The organism is Microcystis viridis FACHB-1342 (genome assembly GCF_014698335.1).
GTDB lineage: Bacteria > Cyanobacteriota > Cyanobacteriia > Cyanobacteriales > Microcystaceae > Microcystis > Microcystis ichthyoblabe_A.
In genome coordinates this window covers 15,546-36,195 of sequence record NZ_JACJSV010000015.1, presented here as the reverse complement: position 1 = coordinate 36,195, position 20,650 = coordinate 15,546, and the positions used below count along the sequence as shown (strand labels likewise).

Here is a 20,650-nt window from a genome sequence, read left to right as displayed (position 1 = left end):
TTACCCTGGATGGGGGGGATAAAACCCCACCAAGAGTTAAAGATTGACTGATAAAGCAGCGAGTTTTCCTTGAAAAATCTCAACTGAGTAGATTGGATAATTATCAGATGCACCCGAAAATTATCCCTAAAATGGTGGTAAATAACCCATGGCATTTTTGACTCGATCGAGAGTTTGATTGGCTACCGCTTCTGCTTTGAGACGACCTTGCCGTAAAACTGTAGCTAAATAATCTTTATCCTCTCTAATTTCGGTGTATTTTTCCTGAATAGGTTGCAGAGATTCTATGGTGACTTCTGTTAACATCGGTTTAAATTGTCCCCAACCTAAATCTGCACATTCTGCTGCGACCACCTCTTGACTTTTTCCCGATAAAATGCTATAGAGAGTTAATAAATTATAGCATTCGGGACGTTCTGGATCATCGAAAGTTAAACCCTTAACTAGATCGGTTTTACAGCGTTTAATTTTCTTGGCAATGACATCGGGACTATCGAGAATATTAATCCGACTCATCTCGGAAGGATCGGATTTAGACATTTTATTCCGGCCATCGGTTAAACTCATCACCCGCGCTCCTTCCTTGCGGATCATCGGATCAGGAAGTTTTAAAATTGGTTGTTTCGGTTGCCCAAAAAGATGATTAATTCTAACAGCTATATCGCGGGTTAATTCTAAATGTTGTTTTTGATCTTCTCCCACAGGTACTTTATCGGCATCGTAGAGTAGAATATCGGCAGCCATTAGTACGGGATAATCGAGTAACCCCGTGCCAACATTTTCCCCCTGTTTAATTGCTTTTTCTTTAAATTGAATCATATCGGTTAACCAATTTAAAGGGGTGATACAATTCAATAACCAAGTTAATTCTGTATGAGCTTTAACGTGGGATTGGACAAAGATAGTCGCGTATTCTAAATCAATTCCGCAGGCTAAATATAAAGCGGCAATTGCTAAAGTATCCTCCGCAAGAGTGGCGGGATTATGGGGAACGGTGATCGCGTGTAAATCGACCACACAAAAGAAATTATCGTAGTCTTGTTGTCCCTCCACCCAATTGCGGATCGCACCTAGATAATTGCCTAAATGTAAATTGCCAGTTGGTTGCACACCAGATAAGATTCTTTGTTTACCCATAACTCATGCGATCGCTTTTTATCATGATTTTATTGTATCAGTTTTTGGTGCTAATTTCATCCTAAATCCAATTGGGAAAAATCATTCTCAGATAATAATCCTGCACTGACAGGGGAATGCCTAAATAAATTGGTAGCCAATGAATAAAAGCAAAAGTTATCAAAATTATCAGCGAGCGCGAGCCATTTTTATAAATAGGACTGGAACTTTCTAAACCATCGGCTAAGAGCCAAGCTAGAGCAATCCAAGTGAAACTATAGGCAGCCATATAATGATAGAGAAAGGTACAGCGACTAATTTTTAACCAGGGCAGCAGATTAGCAATATAGTTACAGATAAGATAGGCAGAAATTACTCGCTCTTTTCGGTTAAATAATCGACTAAAAACCACTAGAATCGCTATCGTAGAAAACCACCATAACAACGGATTTCCCATCGCGTGAACATCATAAATTTTATCACCTACTCTCTTAAAATAATAAGCCACAGGTCGCCCCATTACTAACCAACTATACCAAGGAGAACAATAGGGATGAACATCAGATTGATTACCCTTGATTCTCTGATGAAATGACCAAATTTCTTGATGTACTTGCCAAAAATTATATTGATGGTTGACGAGAAGATGAGGTATCCACAGCAAACTATAGGTAATAAGAGGAAAGACAATTAAGGCGATAAAAATGTCCTCTAATCTCAGGTTAGTTGCCTTTGTCCAAAGATGATCTTTTGACTGCTCTTGATTAAATAATTTTATTAACCAAGCAATACCGATAAAAATAAATATTCCCAGTAAAAATCCTAAGCCATTCCATTTAATATTTGCCGCTAAACCGAAAGAAACTCCCGATAATAATAGCCAATTAAGTTTCTGATTTTTCTGGAGTGCTAATAAAAAAAATAATTGTCCAGACAAACCGAATAAAATTAAGTAAATATTATTGAGAGCATAGCGGGATTCCACCAAAAATAATCCGTCTAAACTGGCGAGAAAAGTTGTGATTAAAAATACAGTTTTTCTCTGGGTTAATTGATAAGCAATTGCGCCAATAATGAGGGGAATAAAAGAACCAGTCAAAGCATTTAACCAGCGATAACTAAAAGTTGAGCGCAGGGAACCCGTTAAATTATTAATGGTTTCAGGATCGGCAGGAAAATGGGAGCCAATCCAGATACTAATAGCAATTAAATATTGACTTAACGGTGGATGAGACTGAAAAAATTCTTTACCGATTAGATATTCATTGCCGTATTTAGCATAATAAACTTCATCGAAAACAAGAGTATTAAACTGACTGAGATTCCAGAATCTTATTCCTAGGGAAAATACAAATATCCCTAGGATAGGTAGGTTAAATTTTACTTGAGAATTCATGGAAAGATAATAGTTATGATAACTGGGAATTTTCTGTTAAACACAAGCGAAATTCTTTGACAGCAAGACGGGGATTAGGATGGTTGACGTATTCGGCTAATAATTCTAAATTTAAATCCGGTAATAAAGCACTTTTAGGGATTAAAATATATTCGCCATTCTCTTGCAAAGAATAAATTTTTAACTGATTATCTTGCCAAAACCAAACCTCTTGAGTTCCTAATCTTTGATAAACTTCTAAAATTTTCAGGCTGCCACTGGTTAAGATGATTTCAATCGCCAAATCAGGAAACTCTTTTTCTGTAAATAAACAAAAACATTTGTCAGGTTCTTTACCCGCTTCTTTTTCCTGTTTTCGCAACGTGGTGGAACCTAATCCCCAGAAATCAATTTCAGCATATTCTAAATAAGCTTCCACTAATCTACCAATATCTTCTTTGCTAACTTCATGACGACGACTAGGAGCCATAATTTCTACCATTCCATCTAAGTAAGTAATGCGATAACTGGAACTATCTTCTAAATGTTTTAAGAGGGTTTCGTACTGTTGCCAATTAACCCCAGAAATTAACATTCTTTGTTCAGGATCATTAGCTTTTAACTCGAAATCTTCTAATCCTTGTAACCGAATCGTAGTCATCATACAATTAATTACCTCATCTATTTTACTTAATTACTCAGGAAGACTTATTTTGATTTCTTCTGGCGTTAATTTTAGCGCGTAAAATCCTAACTTTATAGGGATCGGCATCTTTTCGCCACAGAATTTGATGGCCTTTGATTGTAGCACAATGCTCCTCTAAACATTTTTGCCAACCCTGTAAACGTTCGATCGCTTTTCGATCTTCTAACAATCCCCAATCCTTTTCTAATTGAGTTAAGCGAACCAATTTATCATAGTTGGGATAATCAGCCGTTACTAAAAGCTCTTTTTCGTGTAAAATTGGCGGATTAGGACTATCCCGGTAATCGCGAAAACTAAAATCAGCCGAACCTAAATATACATCCATGCTAGTAGCTAAAATCGGATGAATTTCTGTATCAAAATTGGGGTAATAGAGATAGGAAATTTTGGGTTGACGAAAGGATAAACGAATAACATTAGCATTTTCTAACCGTCCGATAGTTTGACTAGCACAACCTTCATATAAGCGTAATAACATCGGTAATTTTTCCAGAATGCTAATATGAATAGTTAGGGAATAACGGGAAAGTTTGCCTAGGGAACTATTTTCACAAGCACGAGCGATTGCTGGTAGATTTCCCGCACTTATTAACACTTCTTCTGCTAAAGCGCAAGCATTGCGATAACTGCCAAATAAAGCTTTAAAATCGGCACGGGTAGCGGGGGATAATTCCCTTACTTTCGGACAGTGGCTAAATTGACTTAAAGCTAAATAAAGTAAAAGATCGGCGCGTCTTTTGTCGGCAATTATCTCCCATTCTTCCCCTTCTGTTACTTGTAGAATCACTTGAAAAGCGCGTCTAAAAGTGCCAAATTCTGCCTTAATTTCTTCCTCTTGTAATAATTCTCCTGCGACGGGTAAACGTCCCTGCTGGGTATAAAATTCCATCAGTGGAGTTAATAAATCTTCGTAATCTTCAAAGCGTTTGAGATGGGTTTTAATTTTAGGTGTGGTAGCGCGGGAACGACATCTGGATAAACGAAAAGTTTCGGCTTTTTCCTCCTCTCGAAAAACCAGATAAATTCCCAAAGTTATTGGAATAGAATCAACCCCCAAAGTGCTATCAATATACTGTTTTAGTTCTTCCTGTTGATAGTATTTTTGAAAAGTATTGCGACGGGTTATAATTCCATCTTCATAGGCCATTAAACCCCGTTCACTATCATCAATTAGAATCTGTGCTGAAACAATTAAAACTTGACGGGTTAATTGCCAAGCTTTTAATAAAGCTTCTTGCCTTTCTTCGGCGGATTCAATAACATTAATTACATAGCCTAAATTAACAATATCAGATTCAATTAAAGGACTATCGGGACGATAATAAGGATCCCAACCTTCACTTTGATAACCCTGTTCAGCTATGCGTTCTATATCACCTCCATAACCACAACCGTAATCAAAAAAAGTGGTTTCAGGAAGGAATAATCCCGCCGCTAATGCTAATCTTGCTGGACGAGAAAGGGTTTTGCGAACAAGAGCAGCCTTGTGGCGATCAATTATTATCGATTTTTCCTTTTGTCCCTCTAGATTACAAACTAAATAATCTCCTGCAAAATCAAGGTGATGCTTTCTTAAAAGTCGTTGCCATTCCTGTTTAGTACCGATGGGATAAGAACTGTTTAAAAGTCCTAAAGCACTCTCGATTTTTGTGAGATGCTCGAATTGTTCATAAAAAGGATAGTCCCTAGTAACAAAAGTTTCTTTTCGGTGTAAAATAGGCGGATTATCAGCATTTTGATAATTCCATTCACTTAAGATTAATGTCCCCAGATCTACCACTAAACTTTTAGTTAAAACTGGGTGAGGTTCCCGATCAAAATCGGGATAAAAAAGATAGGATATTTTCGGTTTATCGGTGCTAAATTTAATTATTGTTGCCTCAGATAAATGCTGATTAATTCTTGCTTGTTGTTCGTAACTCTGGAGGATAGGATCCAGTTGATGTAATGCTTCTCGATGAACATAAAGCGCCCCCGGTAATAGTTTACCGATGGGACTCACTTGACACAGTTGCACGATTAAGGCGAAATTCTCAGCCATGGCAATTAATCTGTCTAATAACAAATTCTAGAGACAGAAAAAACTAAATAAATCTGGTTAAATGAACCCGATAGCGCTCTTTTTTGGTCACAGTAACCTCACCCACTTCTAAACGACCTTTTCCCCGAAAAGAAATCAAATCACCGGTTTTAACGTTATAACTAGATTGACTGATATCTTTCCAGTTAACTCGCACATCCCCAGCGCTAATTGCCTCGGCCATTTTACTGCGAGAAATGCCAAAACCCGCCGATGCGATCGCATCCAAACGTAAGGAAGCTTCCACGGTATTAATTTCTTTTTTTTGCGGTGGTCTAACTTTTAATTCCGTCAAAGGAATCGGGCTAGTTTTCACGGGAACCGAACGCACTTGTCGCAAATTAGCAGATAAAAAATCTGCCAATTCAGGCACTACAATCGCCTGCGCTCCTCGCTCACCTAAAACGATTATATCACCGACTTTTTCCCGAACGATACCCGTCCCCAACATTGCCCCTAAAAAATCCCGATGGTTAGCGGTATCAAAAAGAAAATTACCAGCAATATCAAGGGCAGATAGGGGAATATCTGTTACTGTCAAAGGTAGATCAACTCTAGCAATACCGAGGCGCTGTCTTTCTGCTTGGGGATAACCGCCCCATTTTTGCATTGACACATCAGTTAAACGCTGAAAAACTCGTTCCACTTCCGCTAAAACCGCAGGAGAAAGAAAGTCTGTAGTCGTCACTTCCCAAGTCTTAATCGCTTGTTCGGCTTTATCAATAACTTTCGCTATCTCCTCGCGGTTTTCAACACCCTTTAGTAATTCTTCTCTTGGTAACATTGTTTTCTGGTAATTAATCAAAAATTCTTAGGAAAAAATCAAATGACCGATAACTTATTCCCGATAACCGTTCACCGTTCTAGGGCGTATCCTTGCAGATTTTCGGGGTTAAATTGACGCAGGATAAGAGTCGCTTGATTTTTCAGGTTTTCCGAACCCTGCACGATAATAATATATTTTCCCGCACCGAGACGATTGCGATAAGGAAGTGCATCGCCACTGCCGGACGATAAACCCACGCCACCACCGACAAAAATACTGCCCATCGCCCCCCCCATCGCCCCAGCAATGCCGCCGACGATATGATTGCCCGGTTCTCCGGCCCAATCAAAGGTATGCAATCCCGTAATCAGGTTAAAAAGGTAGCCGCCGGCAAAACCGAAGGGAATTAACCAAAAAGCCATGAGAGTAGCCCGTTTTTTGGCCTGTTGGAAGGGATCGATCAAACCGAACTCATCAGCACTTTTATAGCCGCGACCGAGAATGGTCACTTGAGATTGGGGAATTCCCGCCTTTTCCAGGGCAACGGAAGCTTCTTCTGCTTGTATGCGATCAGCTAACACGGCAATGAGATAATTCATATTCTCCAACTTTTCAGGTTATCTTCATCTCCTATTGTAAGGATTTTGGGGACTGAAAAGCCGCTCGATCAAGAAAATATTCAAGGGGATGCGTTAGTCAATCTTAGATAGGATTGATTAATGTGGAATTATTAGCAATTCAAGAAATTGCTCTATCTTGGTTATTTTTGGCACTAATTTACTATAAAGAAAGATAGTTTAATTATTATTAACAGGAAGTTTTTTAGGACTATTACCATTGGGATTAGACTGTAAAGTTTGACTCACTCCTGTCATTATTTGAATGTTTTCATCGGCTACATCTGAGGTAAAAACTAAAAGAGAGATTAGATTTTTGGTAATAATATCTAGTCTTAAGTAATTCACTTGTACGCCAATTGAATTTATGAAAAAAAGAGAAATAAATAGCGCAGATCCAGCCTTCTCTTATCGACCTAGACCCATTTAGATGCGCGGCAGCTTATTAGTTAAAACCGACTTGACTGCTGAAATAGGGAATTGATTCCCTGACCGAAGATTGACTTCTCTCTTGCGTTTAATTGTGGCGCTGGGATTCCTAACCGTTGTATGATGGAACAATGCGAAGACTCACAATCACTCGACCCGACGACTGGCACCTTCATCTCCGCGACGGTGCGGCACTGAAAGCGGTTCTACCCCATACGGTGCGTCAGTTTGCCCGTGCCATTATCATGCCGAATTTAAAGCCCCCAGTGCGCTCCGTGGCCGATGCCGCCGCCTACCGCGATCGCATTCTGGCAGCAGTTCCAGAGGGTCAACAGTTCGAGCCATTGATGACCCTCTATCTCACCGATAATACCAGTCCCGAAGAAATTATGGCGGCAAAAGCCTCCCAGTTTGTCAAAGCGGTGAAATACTACCCGGCCGGTGCCACAACTAATTCCGACTTGGGGGTGACGGACCTTCGTAGGTGCGATCGCGTTTTGGCAGCGATGGAGCAGCTGGATCTGCCGCTACTACTGCACGGAGAAGTTACCGATGGTGATATTGATGTGTTCGATCGCGAGAAAGTGTTCATTGAGAAGCAATTAATCCCACTGATAACCAGATTTCCGAAACTGCGGGTCGTCTTTGAACACATTACCACTGCCGATGCGGTCAAGTTTGTTCTATCTGCTAACAACAACGTCGCCGCCACAATTACGCCCCAACATTTATTGTTTAGCCGAAACATTCTCTTTACCGGTGGCATTCGTCCCCATTTTTATTGCCTGCCGATTTTGAAACGAGAGGATCATCGTTTGGCACTTTTGCAAGCGGCAACATCGGGCAACCCCAAGTTTTTTCTAGGGACTGATAGTGCGCCCCATTCTCGCTACAGCAAAGAAAGTTCCTGTGGCTGCGCGGGTTGTTATTCGGCTCTGCACGCCCTAGAGTTGTACGCAGAAGCATTTGAGAGCGTCGATGCGCTTGAGCAACTGGAAGGGTTCGCCAGCTTTCACGGGCCAGATTTTTATCAACTCCCCCGGAATACGGAACAAATCACATTAAACAAAACCCCTTGGCGCATTCCCGATGAATTGCCCTTTCCCGAATCTGGACTGGTGCCGTTACGAGCAGGTGAAGAGATAAGCTGGCAATTAGGGCAATAAAAACCGCCAGTCTTGATAGTTGCGGTCAAGAATTCACGATTTATTAAAGACTGATTATTTATTCCCCCTCTTGCCCCTTGCATGAGTGCCTGCCCTGATATGTAGCCTATACTCAAGGGATTTAGTATCACATCTGAAAACCCTAAGTTAAATAAGCGATAGTTACCCCCGAACCCCCCTCATTTTGGGGTGCTAATTGAAAGCGTTTTACCTGGGGATGACGGGATAGGAAATCGTGAACACCTTGACGCAATTTCCCCGTACCTTTACCGTGAATAATCCATAATATACCCGATTGGGTAGCCCTGATGATCGCCTGTTCGATATCCGTTTCTGACTCTGCCACCCTAGAACCGCGAATATCGACGGTATTATTAGCAGTACGAATTAAAGGAGTCTCCTGGGGTTTTGTGGGAGTTTGGGGCAAATTTTTGGCAGGTTTTGGCGCAGTTTCCACTTTTTGACCATCCAAAGACTCAATCTGATCTAAGGGTAGGGTCATCTTCATCATACCGAAACGCAGGGAAATCTCGTCTGATTCCGGTGAAATTGCTAAAACTTCGGCAGTTTGTCCCAAATTGGGCAAGCGGACTCTTTCCCCCACTTGCGGACGATAATTAACCTTAGTTTTTTCCGTTTTTGGTAATACCCTTTCTGCGATCGCAGTTAATTCCTCTGTGGCTTTTTGGGCATCTCTACCGGTTTTTGTTCCTGCTTGCAATCGGCGAATAACGTCATTAATCTCTGCTTTTGCTGATAATAAAGCCTTTTGTATCTCCTGCTCCTGATAACGCTTTAATTCTCGCTCTCTCTCCTGTAGAGAATTAGCCCGTGTGGACACTTCTGTATAAAATTTCTCCGTTTGTTGGAGTAATTGACTAGCTTCTTTAGCTTTTGACTCCTGTTCCCGTCTTTGCGCTTCCAAACCAGCAATTACTTGATTTATCTCCTCCGATAACCCCCCCAGATGATTTCTCGCTTCGGCCACAATTTCGGCACTTAATCCCAAACGCTGGGCAATAGTTAAAGCATTAGAACGCCCCGGAATGCCCCATAATAGTCGATAAGTGGGGGAAAGAGTGCGATCGTCAAACTCTACCGAGGCATTTTCAAAGCGAGAATCTCGATACTTTAACGCTTTTAATTCCCCGTAGTGAGTGGTAGCCACCGTCAGTAAACTATGATCGGCAAGGTATTGTAAAATAGCGATCGCTAAAGGACTTCCCTCGGCCGGATCCGTACCGGCTCCCACCTCATCGAGTAAAACCAAGGAACGAGAATTTAAAGCCGCTAAAATGCGGACAATCCGGCGAATGTGACCCGAAAAAGTTGATAAACTCTGTTGCAAAGACTGTTCATCGCCGATATCGGCTAAAACCTGATCGAACCAGGGTATCTCTACCGGTTCCCGCGCTGGAATAAACAAGCCCGCTTTCGCCATTAAAGCCGCTAATCCGAGGGTTTTTAAAGTAACGGTTTTTCCGCCGGTATTTGGTCCGGTGATGGCAACAACGCGAATTTCTGGGCTAATCTGCACATTTATTGGTATGACCTCCCCCCCCTGTTCATGGTGTTTTTGCCACCAGAGCAAAGGATGACGCAAATTCCGTAAAGTAATCGTTTCCGAACCATCGATAAAGTGGGGGGGATTACCCTCTAACCATAAACTGTAACGGGCCCTGGCGGTGGCCAGATCGAGCCTAGTAGCGATCGCTAGTAAATATTCTAAGTCTTCAAAAGCTTCGGCGATCAGATTACTTAACTGTCGCAGGATTTTTTCTTCTTCGATTTGTTCCAGACGACGATATTGCCGCAGTTGATTGCCTTGGTCAACGATAGAGTGAGGTTCAATGTAAAAAGTCGCCCCTGTGCTGGAAGTATCGTGAATTATCCCCGGTATTTGCTCTTTTTGCGATGCTTTGACGGGAATCACCCAGCGCTCGCTTCTTTGGGTAATGACTGCTTCTTGGATAGCCCCGCCCTGCTTTTGCATGATATCCTGTAATTTTCGGTAAATTCGCTCTTTAATCACCTTCATTTGTCCCCGAATTTCGCGTAATTGGGGACTAGCGCGATCGGATATCCGGCCATCTTCATCGATACAACGGTGTATTTCCTGTTCTATCTCTGGATAGGTGCGAATTTCCGCTACTAACTCTTTTAAAACTGGTATATCTTCCTGTTCGTCAATTAAACGCCGTAAACGTCGCACTCCGGCCAAAGTCGTGGCAATATTTAAAAGTTCCTGTCCCGATAATAACCCCCCCAGATGCGCCCTTTCTAGGGCATCACCGATGTCGGTAATCCCATCAAAGGAAAGACGACTATCTAATTTTTGTTCTAAGCTATAAACTTCTTTGGTTTGGCAAAGTAGGTTTAAACTTTCCTCTTTGCTTTCCGGTAAGGGCAATTGACGAATCGCGATCGCACCTAGTTTAGTCGCTGCAAAAGTAGCTAGGTGTTGACATAGCCGCGGCCATTCCAATAATTCTAGGGTTTCGTCTTGAATCAATTTTGTAGTTTTTTATAATACGCTTTGTATTTCTAGTCTAACCGGATTTGGTCTGATTAGGTCGAGTTCTACTGATAACTGATAACGGGTGCATCTCAATTTGGTCGAAATATCTAGATGATATTTGGGGCGCACGCGGTGCGCCCCTACCATTGGCCCGATGATATTATTTATTGTAGGGGCGAATTGCATTCGCCCTCTTTGAATGACTTCTGCTGCTCACCAATATGTGAGAGAAAGTCACAAACGTGAGATTCACCCCTGATAACTGATAACTGTATCTAAATTCCTTTCTGGAGAGAGAATTGCACCTGTTTAAATTCTTGTTTTAAACGTTGTTTGAGTTTGTCGGGGATAGGACGGGAACCGTAGGCGGTATAATAACCAGCTAGAGAGTTTAAGGCTGTTTGCATAGTAGTGAAAGAACGCAAACCCCCGGATTTTTTATCTCGTCGGTAGAGGGAGATGTAATCGTTGATTTGTTCCTTTGCTTGCGACTCAACTGCCGCTTTATTCGGGTCATCTTTGACTAAATCAAGGGCTGTGGTTAAAGTTTCAATCACTGTTAGGGTATCCTGTCCATAATTGCCGGTTAACCCCGAACTACTAGAACAACCCATCAATCCGATGACCAGGACGAGAACCAAAGCTAATAAGCGAGAAATGTAAGGTTTTAGAGACATATTTTCAACACCATAAGTTAATCCCAAGTCACCTTATCCTATCAGGAAACCGTGACCAGTTCTTCATGGGAGTCAACCGGCTGCAAAAATCAGGGGTCAACAGGGGGGAAAATAGGGTTTGCGGCAAAAAGTTTTTCCTGGTGGCAGGGTGTGGGGTGTGGGGTGTGGGGTGTGGGGGTTTACCCATTTTCAGGGGGTCAATTACCTAATTTTCAGGGAAAAAGTCCCTGAATTTTCCCCCCAATCACTCCAAAGGTCGGCACTTTTTGAGGGAAGAAAAGTCTAAAAACCTTGTTGGATAAGGTTTTTAGATTTATTCAGTCAACCTTAAATAGCGAAAATATAGGCTTTTTGGGCGGTAAAAGCCCTATTTTTGCCTAAAAGTTGCGATGCCATCAACCCGGAGTGAGTTGATTCTGGACTAATTCGGGCCGCGATCAGGCACTGGTGACGGTTTCAGGGTCGATCGAGATTGGACTTTGCGATCGATCAATCTAGAAGATAAAAATTCTCCATTGCTTTCGTCCCATTTCGGAAGAAAGAAAGTTAAATTTTGTAATCTTTAGGGCCGCTCAAGCTGGAACTAGGGTGAAATGGGCAGTTTGACGGTAAAGCTTGTTCCCTTATCCACTTGGCTATCTAGGGCGATTTCGCCGCGGTGGAGTTCGACGCATTTTTTAACCACTGCTAACCCCAATCCCGTGCCGATAATATTTTCCACATTCTGACCCCGATAAAAGGGTTCATATATCTTACCTCTATCTTCCTCGGCAATGCCGATACCGTGATCCCGGACTTGAAAAACAATGCGATCGCTATCTTTCCACAAAATCAAACTAATCCCTGCTCCTGTGGGGGAATATTTAATCGCATTTAAGAGTAAATTACTTAAAATCGAGTAGAGCAGTTTCTCATCTAGATAGGGACGAATCATCAATCCCTGACTGACAAATTTAATCGGCGTATTATTTTTATTGATAAATTGAAAATCCTCGACTAAATTTAAACAGAAAGCTTCAATATCGAGCGGCTCTAGTTGACAACTGATATTGCCAGATTCTGCCCTAGTTAAAATCAAAATATCTGTTAAAAATTGATTCATTAGTTTGACAGAAGACTGGATTCTATATAGGTTTTTTCTGCTCGACTGATCTGCATCTTTTAAGCCATTTTCTAATAACTGCGAGGCGGAAAGAATCACGGTTAAAGGAGTTCGGAACTCATGGGATATCATAGAAAAAAGCTGAATTTTTAGATCGGAAAGTTCTTTTTCCTGTAGTAATAACCGGTGAATTTCATCACTTTTTTGTCGCCGTTTCTCTTGCCAAAAAACTAAAAAATAAACTCCGCAAATAATCCCAAAGCTAGTAAAAGTTCCCAGTAAACCCAACAGAGAATTTTCGCTAATACTATCCCTAGAACTAGCGATGCTACTTCTTAAATTCCTTTTCTGACTAGCTTGTAAATAGGTAAGAAGATTTTGAAACTTATCCCGGATATCGACACTTTTAACCGTGATTGCATCTTGCAAAAGATCATCGGATTGATCGGATTTATAGGTGGCGATCGATTGATTAAATAGAGCAATTCGCCGATACATTAAATCCCCGATCTGAGTCACCATTTCCCGCTCGAAATCCGTGCCGTTTTCTAATTGTTTGGCCAGGAGTTGCCAGTTAGATTGCATCAAAGCGATCGCCCGACGATGACGGCCCAATTCACTAGAGCTGCCAGTTTTGATATAACCCCGTCTTCCCGATTCGGCCACCGCCATGTTAGCGTAAAGATTAGCGAGATTATCGATGATCTCGTAGGTAACTTCCACCTGGGCAGCGCGCTGACGCAGGGCGAGGGTATTGCGATAGGAAACTAGGCTAATAGTTCCCATCAATAAGACAGTTAGCCCGAAACCTCCCGCGATCCATTTTCCTTGTTTGAGCCAATTCATCAGAAGTTAACCGACGCTATTTCCAGCTTACTCTATCTAAATGGAGCAAGAGGACTCCCGTTAAATTTCTCCTTAATTAAAAATATACCAGAAATTAACGGGAGATGAATTGCCCCCAGAATCTAAACTAACGCGACAGCGTTTCCTAATAAGGAAAGGCTTGATTCTCAAGGTATGTATGAGCTTGACATATTTAAGCGGTAAGTGTTATACTGAAAAGATAGCACAGATGGGGTCAGGCTGATGTTAAATGTTTTAAAAGTGAGAATATACCCAAACAAAAAACAGGAACTAGCCTTAGCTAAAAACTTTGGTTGCGTCCGTTTTGTTTGGAATTACTACTTAAATAAAACTAACAATCAGTACCTAGAGACTGGTAAAGGAATTACCTACTGTGACATGGCAAAAGACCTTACCCAACTCAAGAAACAACTGGATTTTGAATGGTTAGCTGAGGCTACTGCCGCTACCTTGCAGCAATCATTGAAAAACTTAGAATCTGCTTTTAAGAACTTCTTCTCAAAAAGAACAAAATTCCCTAAATTTAAAAGTAAGCACAAAAAACAATCAATCCGTTATCCTGAAAGTTGTTCAATTAGAAATAAGGGAATTAAGCTACCTAAATTAGGGGGTGTAAAAGCTAAGATTTCTCAATTAATAAATGGTAAGATTAAATCCGTAACTGTTTCTAAAACCAGTACAGATAAATATTTTGCTGCCATCTTGTTTGAGATGGATGACTCAACAACCATTGAAAAACTAAAAATATCAGGGATAGACCTAGGTTTATCTTCTTTAGTTACGGTTTTTGATGGTGAAACAACCTACAAGATTGACCCAATCAAACCTACCAGAAAATATGCTAAACGTTTAAAGCGGAGACAACAAGCATTGTCTCGTAAAGCCAAGGGGTCTAATAATCGCCAAAAAGCCATTAAGGAGGTAGCCAAGGTTCACGAAAAGATAGCAAATACTAGACAGGATTTTCTTCATAAACTCTCCAGAAAGTTATGCGATGAAAACCAAATCGTTGTAGCCGAGAATCTGAATATTAAAGGGTTAGCAAGGACTAAATTAGCTAAATCAATACATGACGCTGGTTTTGGTATGTTGCTTAATTTCTTGGATTACAAGCTAAAAAGAGAGGGAGGAAAACTTGTAGAAGTTGACAGGTTTTATCCGAGTACAAAGCTCTGTTCTTGCTGTGGATTTAAAAATGATTTGTTGACTCTCAGTATTCGTGAATGGATTTGTCCAGAATGTAAGACGCAGCACGATAGAGATGAAAACGCCGCCAAGAATTTAAGGGAAGAAGGTATGAGAATACTGTCAACAAATACCGATGGACAGTCGGAATTTCAAGCTTGGGGAGAAACTGTAAGACTCGTTGGTACTTGTACCGAAAAGCGGGTTTCTGTGAATCAAGAATCCCCTGTCACAGCGTCAGCTTAACGGCGGGAGTGTCAACTCTAGACCATGCGAATTTTAGTAGTAGAAGATGATATGCAACTAGCCGAGATTTTGCGAGAGGCATTGAGCGAGCGACAATACGTTGTCGATGTGGCTAGAGACGGAGAAGAAGGCTGGAATTGGCTAGAATTAGGCAAATATGACCTTTTAGTTCTTGATGTCACCCTGCCCAAATTAAGCGGAACTTTACTCTGTCAACGTCTGCGACGAGCGGAATCCCATCATCCCGTCTCTGCTAATGCCACCGTTCCCGTCCTATTATTAACCGCAAGGGATACGGTAATCGATAAAATCGACGGATTAGACGCAGGGGCCGATGATTATGTCACTAAACCCTTCGATTTGGGCGAATTAATGGCGCGGATTCGGGCCTTGATCCGACGCGGCAGCAGCACCAGCAGTATTTTATTATCTTGGGGGGGTTTGCAGTTAAATCCCAGTACCCACGAGGCCAGTTATAACGGTCAATTTCTTTCCCTCACCCCCAAGGAATTCGCTCTCTTAGAATTACTTGTTACCCATGGACACCGGGTCTTAAGTCGATCGGGTATTATTGAGCGAGTTTGGTCTTTGGACGATTCTCCGGCCGAGGAAACCGTTACTTCCCATATTCGCGGTCTTCGTCACAAGCTAAAATCCCTCGGCGCGCCGGAAGACTTTATTGAAACCGTTCACGGTCTTGGTTATCGTTTAAAGTAATATCTGCCTTTAGACAGTGGACAAAATCATTTCTGCACGAAATCTGCACCAAGTTTGCAGAGGGTTTCCATAATCACCCGTTAAATTAGAAAGTTAGACAGGTGCAGGGCTTCTAAACAATCAGAGCGGTCAAACCTGTGACTCTCCTCTCCTAAACGGGGCTGCTTGACATGATTTACACGCGATTTGACTATCACGGTTGGCAGATTGAATTGATCCTAGAAATGCAGGGTTATTCTTTTCAATGTTGGCGAGTGGATGGCAGGGAAGGAATTAGCGATTGCCTAGTTTATGCCACCTCTGAACAAGCTTTAGCGGCTGCCCGACGCAGAGCGGATCTAGAGTCCGCTTGTCTTGCCCTACTGCGATTTCTCAATGATATCGGTGGCCGGAATTATTATCTCACCCGCGATGATCGCGATGCTCTCAGCCGGTCAATTTTAGAATATGCCCGTCTGGGTGGTGTTTCCTAATTTCTTCCCCGGAAGTTTTCCCCTGATTGAGAATGATTCTCGCTCCGATTTATTGATTTTCAGGCCAGTTTCGGTAATAGAATCGTGACAGTGGTTCCATTACTGGGGATAATAGTAATTTCGATCGAGCTACCGTGTAGTTCCACGCATTTCTGCACCACCACCAAACCCAACCCTGTCCCAGCGATGTGACGGACATTTTTATATAACTGTTTTGATCTTCTCTGCTTGGAGAAATTGCGATAAAATTAACGATCATAGCGATCAATAAAAAAATTTTATGGTTGTAACTGTTAATAATTCCCTGACAATAAGGGAATTTCTGCAATTACCAGAAACTAAACCCGCCAAGGAATTTATTGACGGTCAAATTATTCCTAAACCGATGCCCCAGGGTAAACATAGCACTATTCAAGGTGATTTAGTTCCAGCTATTAACGCTAGTCTAAAACCCCAACGAATTGCCCGTGCCTATCCTGAATTGCGTTGTACTTTTGGCAGTCGTTCTCTAGTTCCTGATGTTTCAGTTTTTCTCTGGGAAAATATTCCTCGCGATAGCGAGGGAAAAGTATTAAATACTTTTGCGATCGCTCCTGACTGGCTAATTGAAATTCTCTCTCCAGATCAAAATCAGACTAAAGTTGTTAAAAATATCCTTTATTGTCTGGATCACGGCACTCAAATGGGTTGGTTAATCGACCCTGAAGAAGAAATTATCTTTGTTTATTTTAGTGATCGAACTATCGCTATTTTTGAATCAGAAAATGCTCTTTTACCCGTCCCCGCTTTTGCTACGAATTTTCAAATCACCCTCGGTCAATTATTTGACTGGTTAAGAGGTTAACGGATTATCAGTTATCAGTTACCAGTTATCAGATATGAGTTTTTAGTTTCCACATTTGGGTTATCATTTCACTGATTACTGTTTGCTGATTACTGATTACTGATTACTGATTACTGATAACTGATAACTGATTACTGATTACTGTTTAGCCGACACTTTGAAACAATTGAGTCCAATCGAGATTGGGAGCATCTGAGGGAGCAACAATTTCGATAATTTTATTGTTAGCGGCGGGATAAAATAGGGATTCTACGCAAACCGAGGCCACTTTCGTGCGGGGAATACTGCCCTCAGAAAGGGTATCGGCGGATGACATTTTAATGGCATTAAGATTATCATCGTTTTTAAGGCCTCCGGGGCGCACAATCGTGTAGGTTAGTCCACTATTGATTAAATAGTCTTCCGCTTGTTTTTTCCAGAATAAAATTAACCAAAAGAGATTGAGGGGGTGGAAAAAGTTCGATACACAGAGGGAAGTAACGAGAACAAAATGTTCGATTCCTTTCTTTTTTGCGGCATCGATGAGATTTTTAGTTCCCAAGTAGTCCACTAACAAAGGTTCCGTAGGATTAAAACTCGGTCTGGCCCCCGTGGCGCATAGCAAAACGCTACAATCAGCGATTAGTGCCTCTAACTTATCGGCCTGTTGAACATCTCCGACGACGATTTCCACCCCTGCCGGCAAAATTTCCGCCGCTTTCTCTCGGTTTCTCACCAAAGCGCGGACGGGAATCTGACGTTCGACTAATTGGGCAACTATTCTCCGTCCTGTTTCCCCCGTGGCTCCTGCTACAAATGCTTTCATCGCTTCTTGACCTAATAGTTTTTAACAATACGTTACACTAATCTCGATTCTACAAATTTCCCTGATCCTTTGGCGGTTAATCCCCAAATGTTTCTAACACTATCATTTGCCAGGTTTATAAGTCATGCAGTGTCCCCCCATTAACTCCCTAGCTCGCGAATCTGTAGAAGTCAAAGAAGACAATCAATTTCTCGGTTTTCAAACCCATTTTGCCGGCTCTATGGATATGTATAGCAATCAGGACAAGGTTGCCGATTATCTCCGCGCTCACGAGGGTTGGTTTTGTCGTTGTGCCGAACCGATGAAAACTCTGCCCTTCGGTGACAATGGTTATATCATCACCATCGGTAAATATGGTGCTTTTGGCTATGAACTGGAGCCGAAAATCGCTGTGGTTCTAGAGCTGCCCGTCAATGGAGTCTATCATACTCGTAGTGTTCCCATTCCCGATCAACCGTTTTTGGGCTATCTAGTGGATTATCAGGCAATTATGAAACTAGAGGAAATGCCCCTATCTTCTCCTAGTCAGGAAATTGAGGCAATTTTTCGGCAACAGGGACGGGATATTCCGGCGGTTATCACCCAAGTCACCTGGGAACTGCGTATGGATGTTATGGTTAAGTTTCCCAAGTTTATTTATAAGATTCCCCGTCCCATTCTCCAAAAAACTGGTGATAAACTGTTGACGCAAATTGTTCGCCAAGTTTCCCCCCGGTTAACCTATAAAGTTCAAGAGGATTTTCACTCTAGCTTCAATTTACCCCTACCCCCTGCCTCCAGTCGTCTTTTCTATCGTCTCGACTCATCCGAGGGTGGGTTGCTTGCCTAGGGTTTGGGGAGTCTGTCAACAGTAATCAGTAGAGCTTGCTGATGGGAAACCAAGGAAAAATAAAGATTTGCTAACGGTGCTGGTCAGTCTAAGCTAGAATTTTAAGAAATGTTTACTCGTAAAAATAAACCTAAGACTACTTCAATATTTTATGTCTCTGCCTATCCGTAACGTTGCTATCATTGCTCACGTTGACCACGGGAAAACCACCCTCGTCGATGCACTCCTCAAACAGTCGGGAATCTTTCGAGAAGGGGAAGATGTACCCACCTGCGTCATGGATTCCAATGACCTGGAAAGAGAGCGCGGTATCACCATTCTGGCCAAAAACACCGCCGTTCGTTACCAAGACACCCTGATTAACATCGTCGATACTCCCGGTCACGCCGACTTTGGTGGCGAAGTGGAACGGGTTTTAGGTATGGTGGACGGTTGTATCCTGATTGTCGATGCTAACGAGGGGCCGATGCCCCAGACGCGTTTTGTGCTGAAAAAAGCCCTAGAAAAGGGATTAAGACCAATTGTCGTGGTTAATAAAATCGATCGCCCTAACGTGGATCCTAACCTAGCCGTGGACAAAGTTTTCGATCTGTTTGTGGAACTGGGTGCTGATGACGACCAATGTGATTTTACTACTCTGTTCGCTTCCGGGATGCAAGGATTCGCCAAAGAAAGCCTCGAAGATGAAGACAAAGATATGCAGCCCCTGTTTGAGGCGATTTTACACCACGTTCCACCGCCGGCCGGGGACGTTAACAAACCCCTACAGCTGCAAGTAACCACCCTCGATTATTCGGAATACTTAGGACGCATCGTTATCGGCCGCATCCATAACGGCGTAATTAAAGCTGGTCAACAGGCTGCTTTAGTAAAGGATACGGGCGCAATTGTCAAGGGTAAAATAACAAAACTTCTTGGTTTTGAAGGCCTCAAACGGGTGGAATTAAACGAGTCCAGCGCCGGTAATATCGTCGCTGTGGCTGGTTTTGCCGACGCTAACATCGGGGAAACCGTAACTTTAGCCGATGACCCGCAAGCTTTACCCCTAATTAAAGTCGATGAACCGACCCTACAAATGACCTTCTCGGTGAACGATTCTCCCTTTGCCGGTCAGGAAGGCACTTTCGTCACCTCGCGGCAAATTCGCGATCGTCTCATGCGAGAATTAGAAACTAACGTCGCCCTACGGGTGGAAGAAAGTGATTCTGCCGAGAAATTCCTGGTTTCGGGCCGGGGAGAACTACATTTAGGCATTCTCATCGAAACCATGCGTCGGGAAGGCTACGAATTCCAAGTATCGCAGCCGCAGGTTATCTATCGCGAAATTAACGGTCAACCCTGCGAACCCTACGAATACCTCGTTTTAGATGTACCCGAAGAAGCGGTGGGTTCCAGTATCGAACGTCTCGGCCAACGGAAAGGGGAAATGCAGGATATGCAGACGGGCAGCAATGGCCGTACTCAATTGGAATTCGTGATTCCGGCCCGGGGTTTAATCGGTTTCCGGGGCGAATTTATCCGTCTGAGTCGCGGTGAGGGGATTATGAACCATAGTTTTCTCGAATATCGTCCTTTCTCCGGGGAATTAGCCACCCGTTACAATGGTGTGATTACTGCCTTTGAGGAAGGAGTGGCCACTTTCTACTCCCTCAAAAACGCCGAAGACCGGGGGGTATTCTTTATTACTCCGGGGACAAAAGTGTATAAAAACATGATTATCGGCGAAAGTAACCGGCCTCAAGACGTGGAGATCAATATCTGTAAAACTAAACAGTTAACTAACCATCGTTCCGCCACCGGGGATGAATTGGTTCAGTTACAATCCCCCGTGGATATGAGTCTCGAACGCGCCCTCGAATACATTGGACCAGATGAGTTGGTGGAAATTACCCCGAAATCGATCCGTCTGCGTAAATTACCGGTGAAAAAGTTAGCCAAACGTTAATCGGTTTTGACAAAATCCGGCGGCAATTTTGCCATGGCCGTTGCTGCTAAAAGGGGCTGCAACGGCTCGAAAATGATCGGTAATTGTTTATGATTGAGATCTAACAAAGAAATCCACTCAGATTTTCAACAAAACTGAGATGATAGAAAAAAGTGCCTTGAGTTTGAGGGTAAAGAATCTGCTGTGA

At 42.4% G+C, this 20,650-nt stretch carries 18 protein-coding genes; 7 read left to right on the top strand and 11 right to left on the bottom strand.

What is annotated here, in order from left to right; translation table 11 throughout:
* Positions 1-126: 126 nt before the first annotated feature.
* The 6 genes from trpS to H6G40_RS07330 form a co-directional block, all read right to left on the bottom strand.
* Positions 127-1,137 carry a tryptophan--tRNA ligase gene (gene trpS / locus H6G40_RS07355; protein WP_069474619.1) on the bottom strand — a complete coding sequence of 337 codons (1,011 nt, stop codon included), beginning with the start codon at positions 1,135-1,137 and terminating at the stop codon, positions 127-129.
* A gap of 61 nt (positions 1,138-1,198) precedes the next feature.
* Positions 1,199-2,512, bottom strand: coding sequence for a dolichyl-phosphate-mannose--protein mannosyltransferase (locus H6G40_RS07350; RefSeq protein ID WP_069474618.1), 1,314 nt, complete (start codon positions 2,510-2,512; stop codon positions 1,199-1,201).
* A 13-nt stretch (positions 2,513-2,525) separates the two neighbouring features.
* Positions 2,526-3,155, bottom strand: a complete 630-nt coding sequence (locus tag H6G40_RS07345; RefSeq protein WP_016517300.1) for a Uma2 family endonuclease — start codon at positions 3,153-3,155, stop codon at positions 2,526-2,528.
* A 34-nt stretch (positions 3,156-3,189) separates the two neighbouring features.
* Positions 3,190-5,238 carry a DNA phosphorothioation-associated putative methyltransferase gene (locus tag H6G40_RS07340; protein ID WP_069474617.1) on the bottom strand — a complete coding sequence of 683 codons (2,049 nt, stop codon included), beginning with the start codon at positions 5,236-5,238 and terminating at the stop codon, positions 3,190-3,192.
* A gap of 43 nt (positions 5,239-5,281) precedes the next feature.
* Positions 5,282-6,061, bottom strand: coding sequence for a photosystem II electron transport protein, Sll1252 family (locus H6G40_RS07335; RefSeq protein WP_002775520.1), 780 nt, complete (start codon positions 6,059-6,061; stop codon positions 5,282-5,284).
* 71 nt (positions 6,062-6,132) lie between these two features.
* The gene (locus H6G40_RS07330; protein WP_002732892.1) at positions 6,133-6,642 is read right to left on the bottom strand and encodes a hypothetical protein; all 510 of its coding nucleotides are present in this window, start codon (positions 6,640-6,642) and stop codon (positions 6,133-6,135) included.
* A gap of 578 nt (positions 6,643-7,220) precedes the next feature.
* Between H6G40_RS07330 and pyrC the strand changes: the two genes are divergently transcribed.
* The gene (pyrC, locus tag H6G40_RS07325) at positions 7,221-8,255 is read left to right on the top strand and encodes a dihydroorotase (RefSeq protein ID WP_002792237.1); all 1,035 of its coding nucleotides are present in this window, start codon (positions 7,221-7,223) and stop codon (positions 8,253-8,255) included.
* 142 nt (positions 8,256-8,397) lie between these two features.
* Here pyrC and H6G40_RS07320 read toward each other — a convergent pair whose 3' ends face one another.
* The 3 genes from H6G40_RS07320 to H6G40_RS07310 all read right to left on the bottom strand — a co-directional run bounded on the left by H6G40_RS07320 (position 8,398) and on the right by H6G40_RS07310 (position 13,398).
* Positions 8,398-10,767: an endonuclease MutS2 gene (locus H6G40_RS07320; protein WP_190537477.1), complete on the bottom strand. Its 2,370-nt coding sequence runs from the start codon at positions 10,765-10,767 to the stop codon at positions 8,398-8,400.
* Positions 10,768-11,048: 281 nt separating this feature from the next.
* Positions 11,049-11,450, bottom strand: a complete 402-nt coding sequence (psb27, locus tag H6G40_RS07315) for a photosystem II protein Psb27 (RefSeq protein WP_108935662.1) — start codon at positions 11,448-11,450, stop codon at positions 11,049-11,051.
* Between the two features lie 583 nt (positions 11,451-12,033).
* Positions 12,034-13,398: a sensor histidine kinase gene (locus H6G40_RS07310; protein WP_190537475.1), complete on the bottom strand. Its 1,365-nt coding sequence runs from the start codon at positions 13,396-13,398 to the stop codon at positions 12,034-12,036.
* 243 nt (positions 13,399-13,641) lie between these two features.
* Between H6G40_RS07310 and H6G40_RS07305 the strand changes: the two genes are divergently transcribed.
* From H6G40_RS07305 to H6G40_RS07295, 3 genes are all read left to right on the top strand, one after another.
* Entirely contained in the window at positions 13,642-14,850 is a 1,209-nt protein-coding gene (locus tag H6G40_RS07305; RefSeq protein ID WP_190537474.1) for an RNA-guided endonuclease InsQ/TnpB family protein, read from the top strand.
* 24 nt (positions 14,851-14,874) lie between these two features.
* Entirely contained in the window at positions 14,875-15,567 is a 693-nt protein-coding gene (locus tag H6G40_RS07300; RefSeq protein WP_190537472.1) for a response regulator transcription factor, read from the top strand.
* A gap of 170 nt (positions 15,568-15,737) precedes the next feature.
* On the top strand, positions 15,738-16,040 hold the full coding sequence (locus H6G40_RS07295; protein WP_069474614.1) for a hypothetical protein: 303 nt from the start codon (positions 15,738-15,740) through the stop codon (positions 16,038-16,040).
* A 59-nt stretch (positions 16,041-16,099) separates the two neighbouring features.
* Here the strand turns inward: H6G40_RS07295 and H6G40_RS07290 are convergent, their stop codons facing one another.
* Positions 16,100-16,201: a hypothetical protein gene (locus H6G40_RS07290; RefSeq protein ID WP_230458588.1), complete on the bottom strand. Its 102-nt coding sequence runs from the start codon at positions 16,199-16,201 to the stop codon at positions 16,100-16,102.
* A gap of 119 nt (positions 16,202-16,320) precedes the next feature.
* Here H6G40_RS07290 and H6G40_RS07285 point away from each other — a divergent pair, with 119 nt between their 5' ends.
* Positions 16,321-16,884 (top strand): Uma2 family endonuclease, encoded by a 564-nt coding sequence (locus H6G40_RS07285; protein WP_002734743.1) that lies wholly within the window; start codon positions 16,321-16,323, stop codon positions 16,882-16,884.
* Positions 16,885-17,029: 145 nt separating this feature from the next.
* Here the strand turns inward: H6G40_RS07285 and H6G40_RS07280 are convergent, their stop codons facing one another.
* Positions 17,030-17,689: an SDR family oxidoreductase gene (locus H6G40_RS07280; protein ID WP_069474613.1), complete on the bottom strand. Its 660-nt coding sequence runs from the start codon at positions 17,687-17,689 to the stop codon at positions 17,030-17,032.
* A gap of 124 nt (positions 17,690-17,813) precedes the next feature.
* Here H6G40_RS07280 and H6G40_RS07275 point away from each other — a divergent pair, with 124 nt between their 5' ends.
* Positions 17,814-18,518, top strand: a complete 705-nt coding sequence (locus H6G40_RS07275; protein WP_069474612.1) for a DUF1997 domain-containing protein — start codon at positions 17,814-17,816, stop codon at positions 18,516-18,518.
* Between the two features lie 151 nt (positions 18,519-18,669).
* Complete coding sequence (typA, locus tag H6G40_RS07270) at positions 18,670-20,463, top strand: translational GTPase TypA (protein WP_002740401.1); 1,794 nt, start codon at positions 18,670-18,672, stop codon at positions 20,461-20,463.
* Positions 20,464-20,650: the final 187 nt, after the last annotated feature.

Bases quoted from the DNA above. Each gene is read 5' to 3' on its own strand.
- trpS (WP_069474619.1), bottom strand. From the start codon at position 1,137: ATGGGTAAACAAAGAATCTTATCTGGTGTGCAACCAACTGGCAATTTA.
- H6G40_RS07350 (WP_069474618.1), bottom strand. From the start codon at position 2,512: ATGAATTCTCAAGTAAAATTTAACCTACCTATCCTAGGGATATTTGTA.
- H6G40_RS07345 (WP_016517300.1), bottom strand. From the start codon at position 3,155: ATGATGACTACGATTCGGTTACAAGGATTAGAAGATTTCGAGTTAAAA.
- H6G40_RS07340 (WP_069474617.1), bottom strand. From the start codon at position 5,238: ATGGCTGAGAATTTCGCCTTAATCGTGCAACTGTGTCAAGTGAGTCCC.
- H6G40_RS07335 (WP_002775520.1), bottom strand. From the start codon at position 6,061: ATGTTACCAAGAGAAGAATTACTAAAGGGTGTTGAAAACCGCGAGGAG.
- H6G40_RS07330 (WP_002732892.1), bottom strand. From the start codon at position 6,642: ATGAATTATCTCATTGCCGTGTTAGCTGATCGCATACAAGCAGAAGAA.
- pyrC (WP_002792237.1), top strand. From the start codon at position 7,221: ATGCGAAGACTCACAATCACTCGACCCGACGACTGGCACCTTCATCTC.
- psb27 (WP_108935662.1), bottom strand. From the start codon at position 11,450: ATGTCTCTAAAACCTTACATTTCTCGCTTATTAGCTTTGGTTCTCGTC.
- H6G40_RS07310 (WP_190537475.1), bottom strand. From the start codon at position 13,398: ATGAATTGGCTCAAACAAGGAAAATGGATCGCGGGAGGTTTCGGGCTA.
- H6G40_RS07305 (WP_190537474.1), top strand. From the start codon at position 13,642: ATGTTAAATGTTTTAAAAGTGAGAATATACCCAAACAAAAAACAGGAA.
- H6G40_RS07300 (WP_190537472.1), top strand. From the start codon at position 14,875: ATGCGAATTTTAGTAGTAGAAGATGATATGCAACTAGCCGAGATTTTG.
- H6G40_RS07295 (WP_069474614.1), top strand. From the start codon at position 15,738: ATGATTTACACGCGATTTGACTATCACGGTTGGCAGATTGAATTGATC.
- H6G40_RS07285 (WP_002734743.1), top strand. From the start codon at position 16,321: ATGGTTGTAACTGTTAATAATTCCCTGACAATAAGGGAATTTCTGCAA.
- H6G40_RS07280 (WP_069474613.1), bottom strand. From the start codon at position 17,689: ATGAAAGCATTTGTAGCAGGAGCCACGGGGGAAACAGGACGGAGAATA.
- H6G40_RS07275 (WP_069474612.1), top strand. From the start codon at position 17,814: ATGCAGTGTCCCCCCATTAACTCCCTAGCTCGCGAATCTGTAGAAGTC.
- typA (WP_002740401.1), top strand. From the start codon at position 18,670: ATGTCTCTGCCTATCCGTAACGTTGCTATCATTGCTCACGTTGACCAC.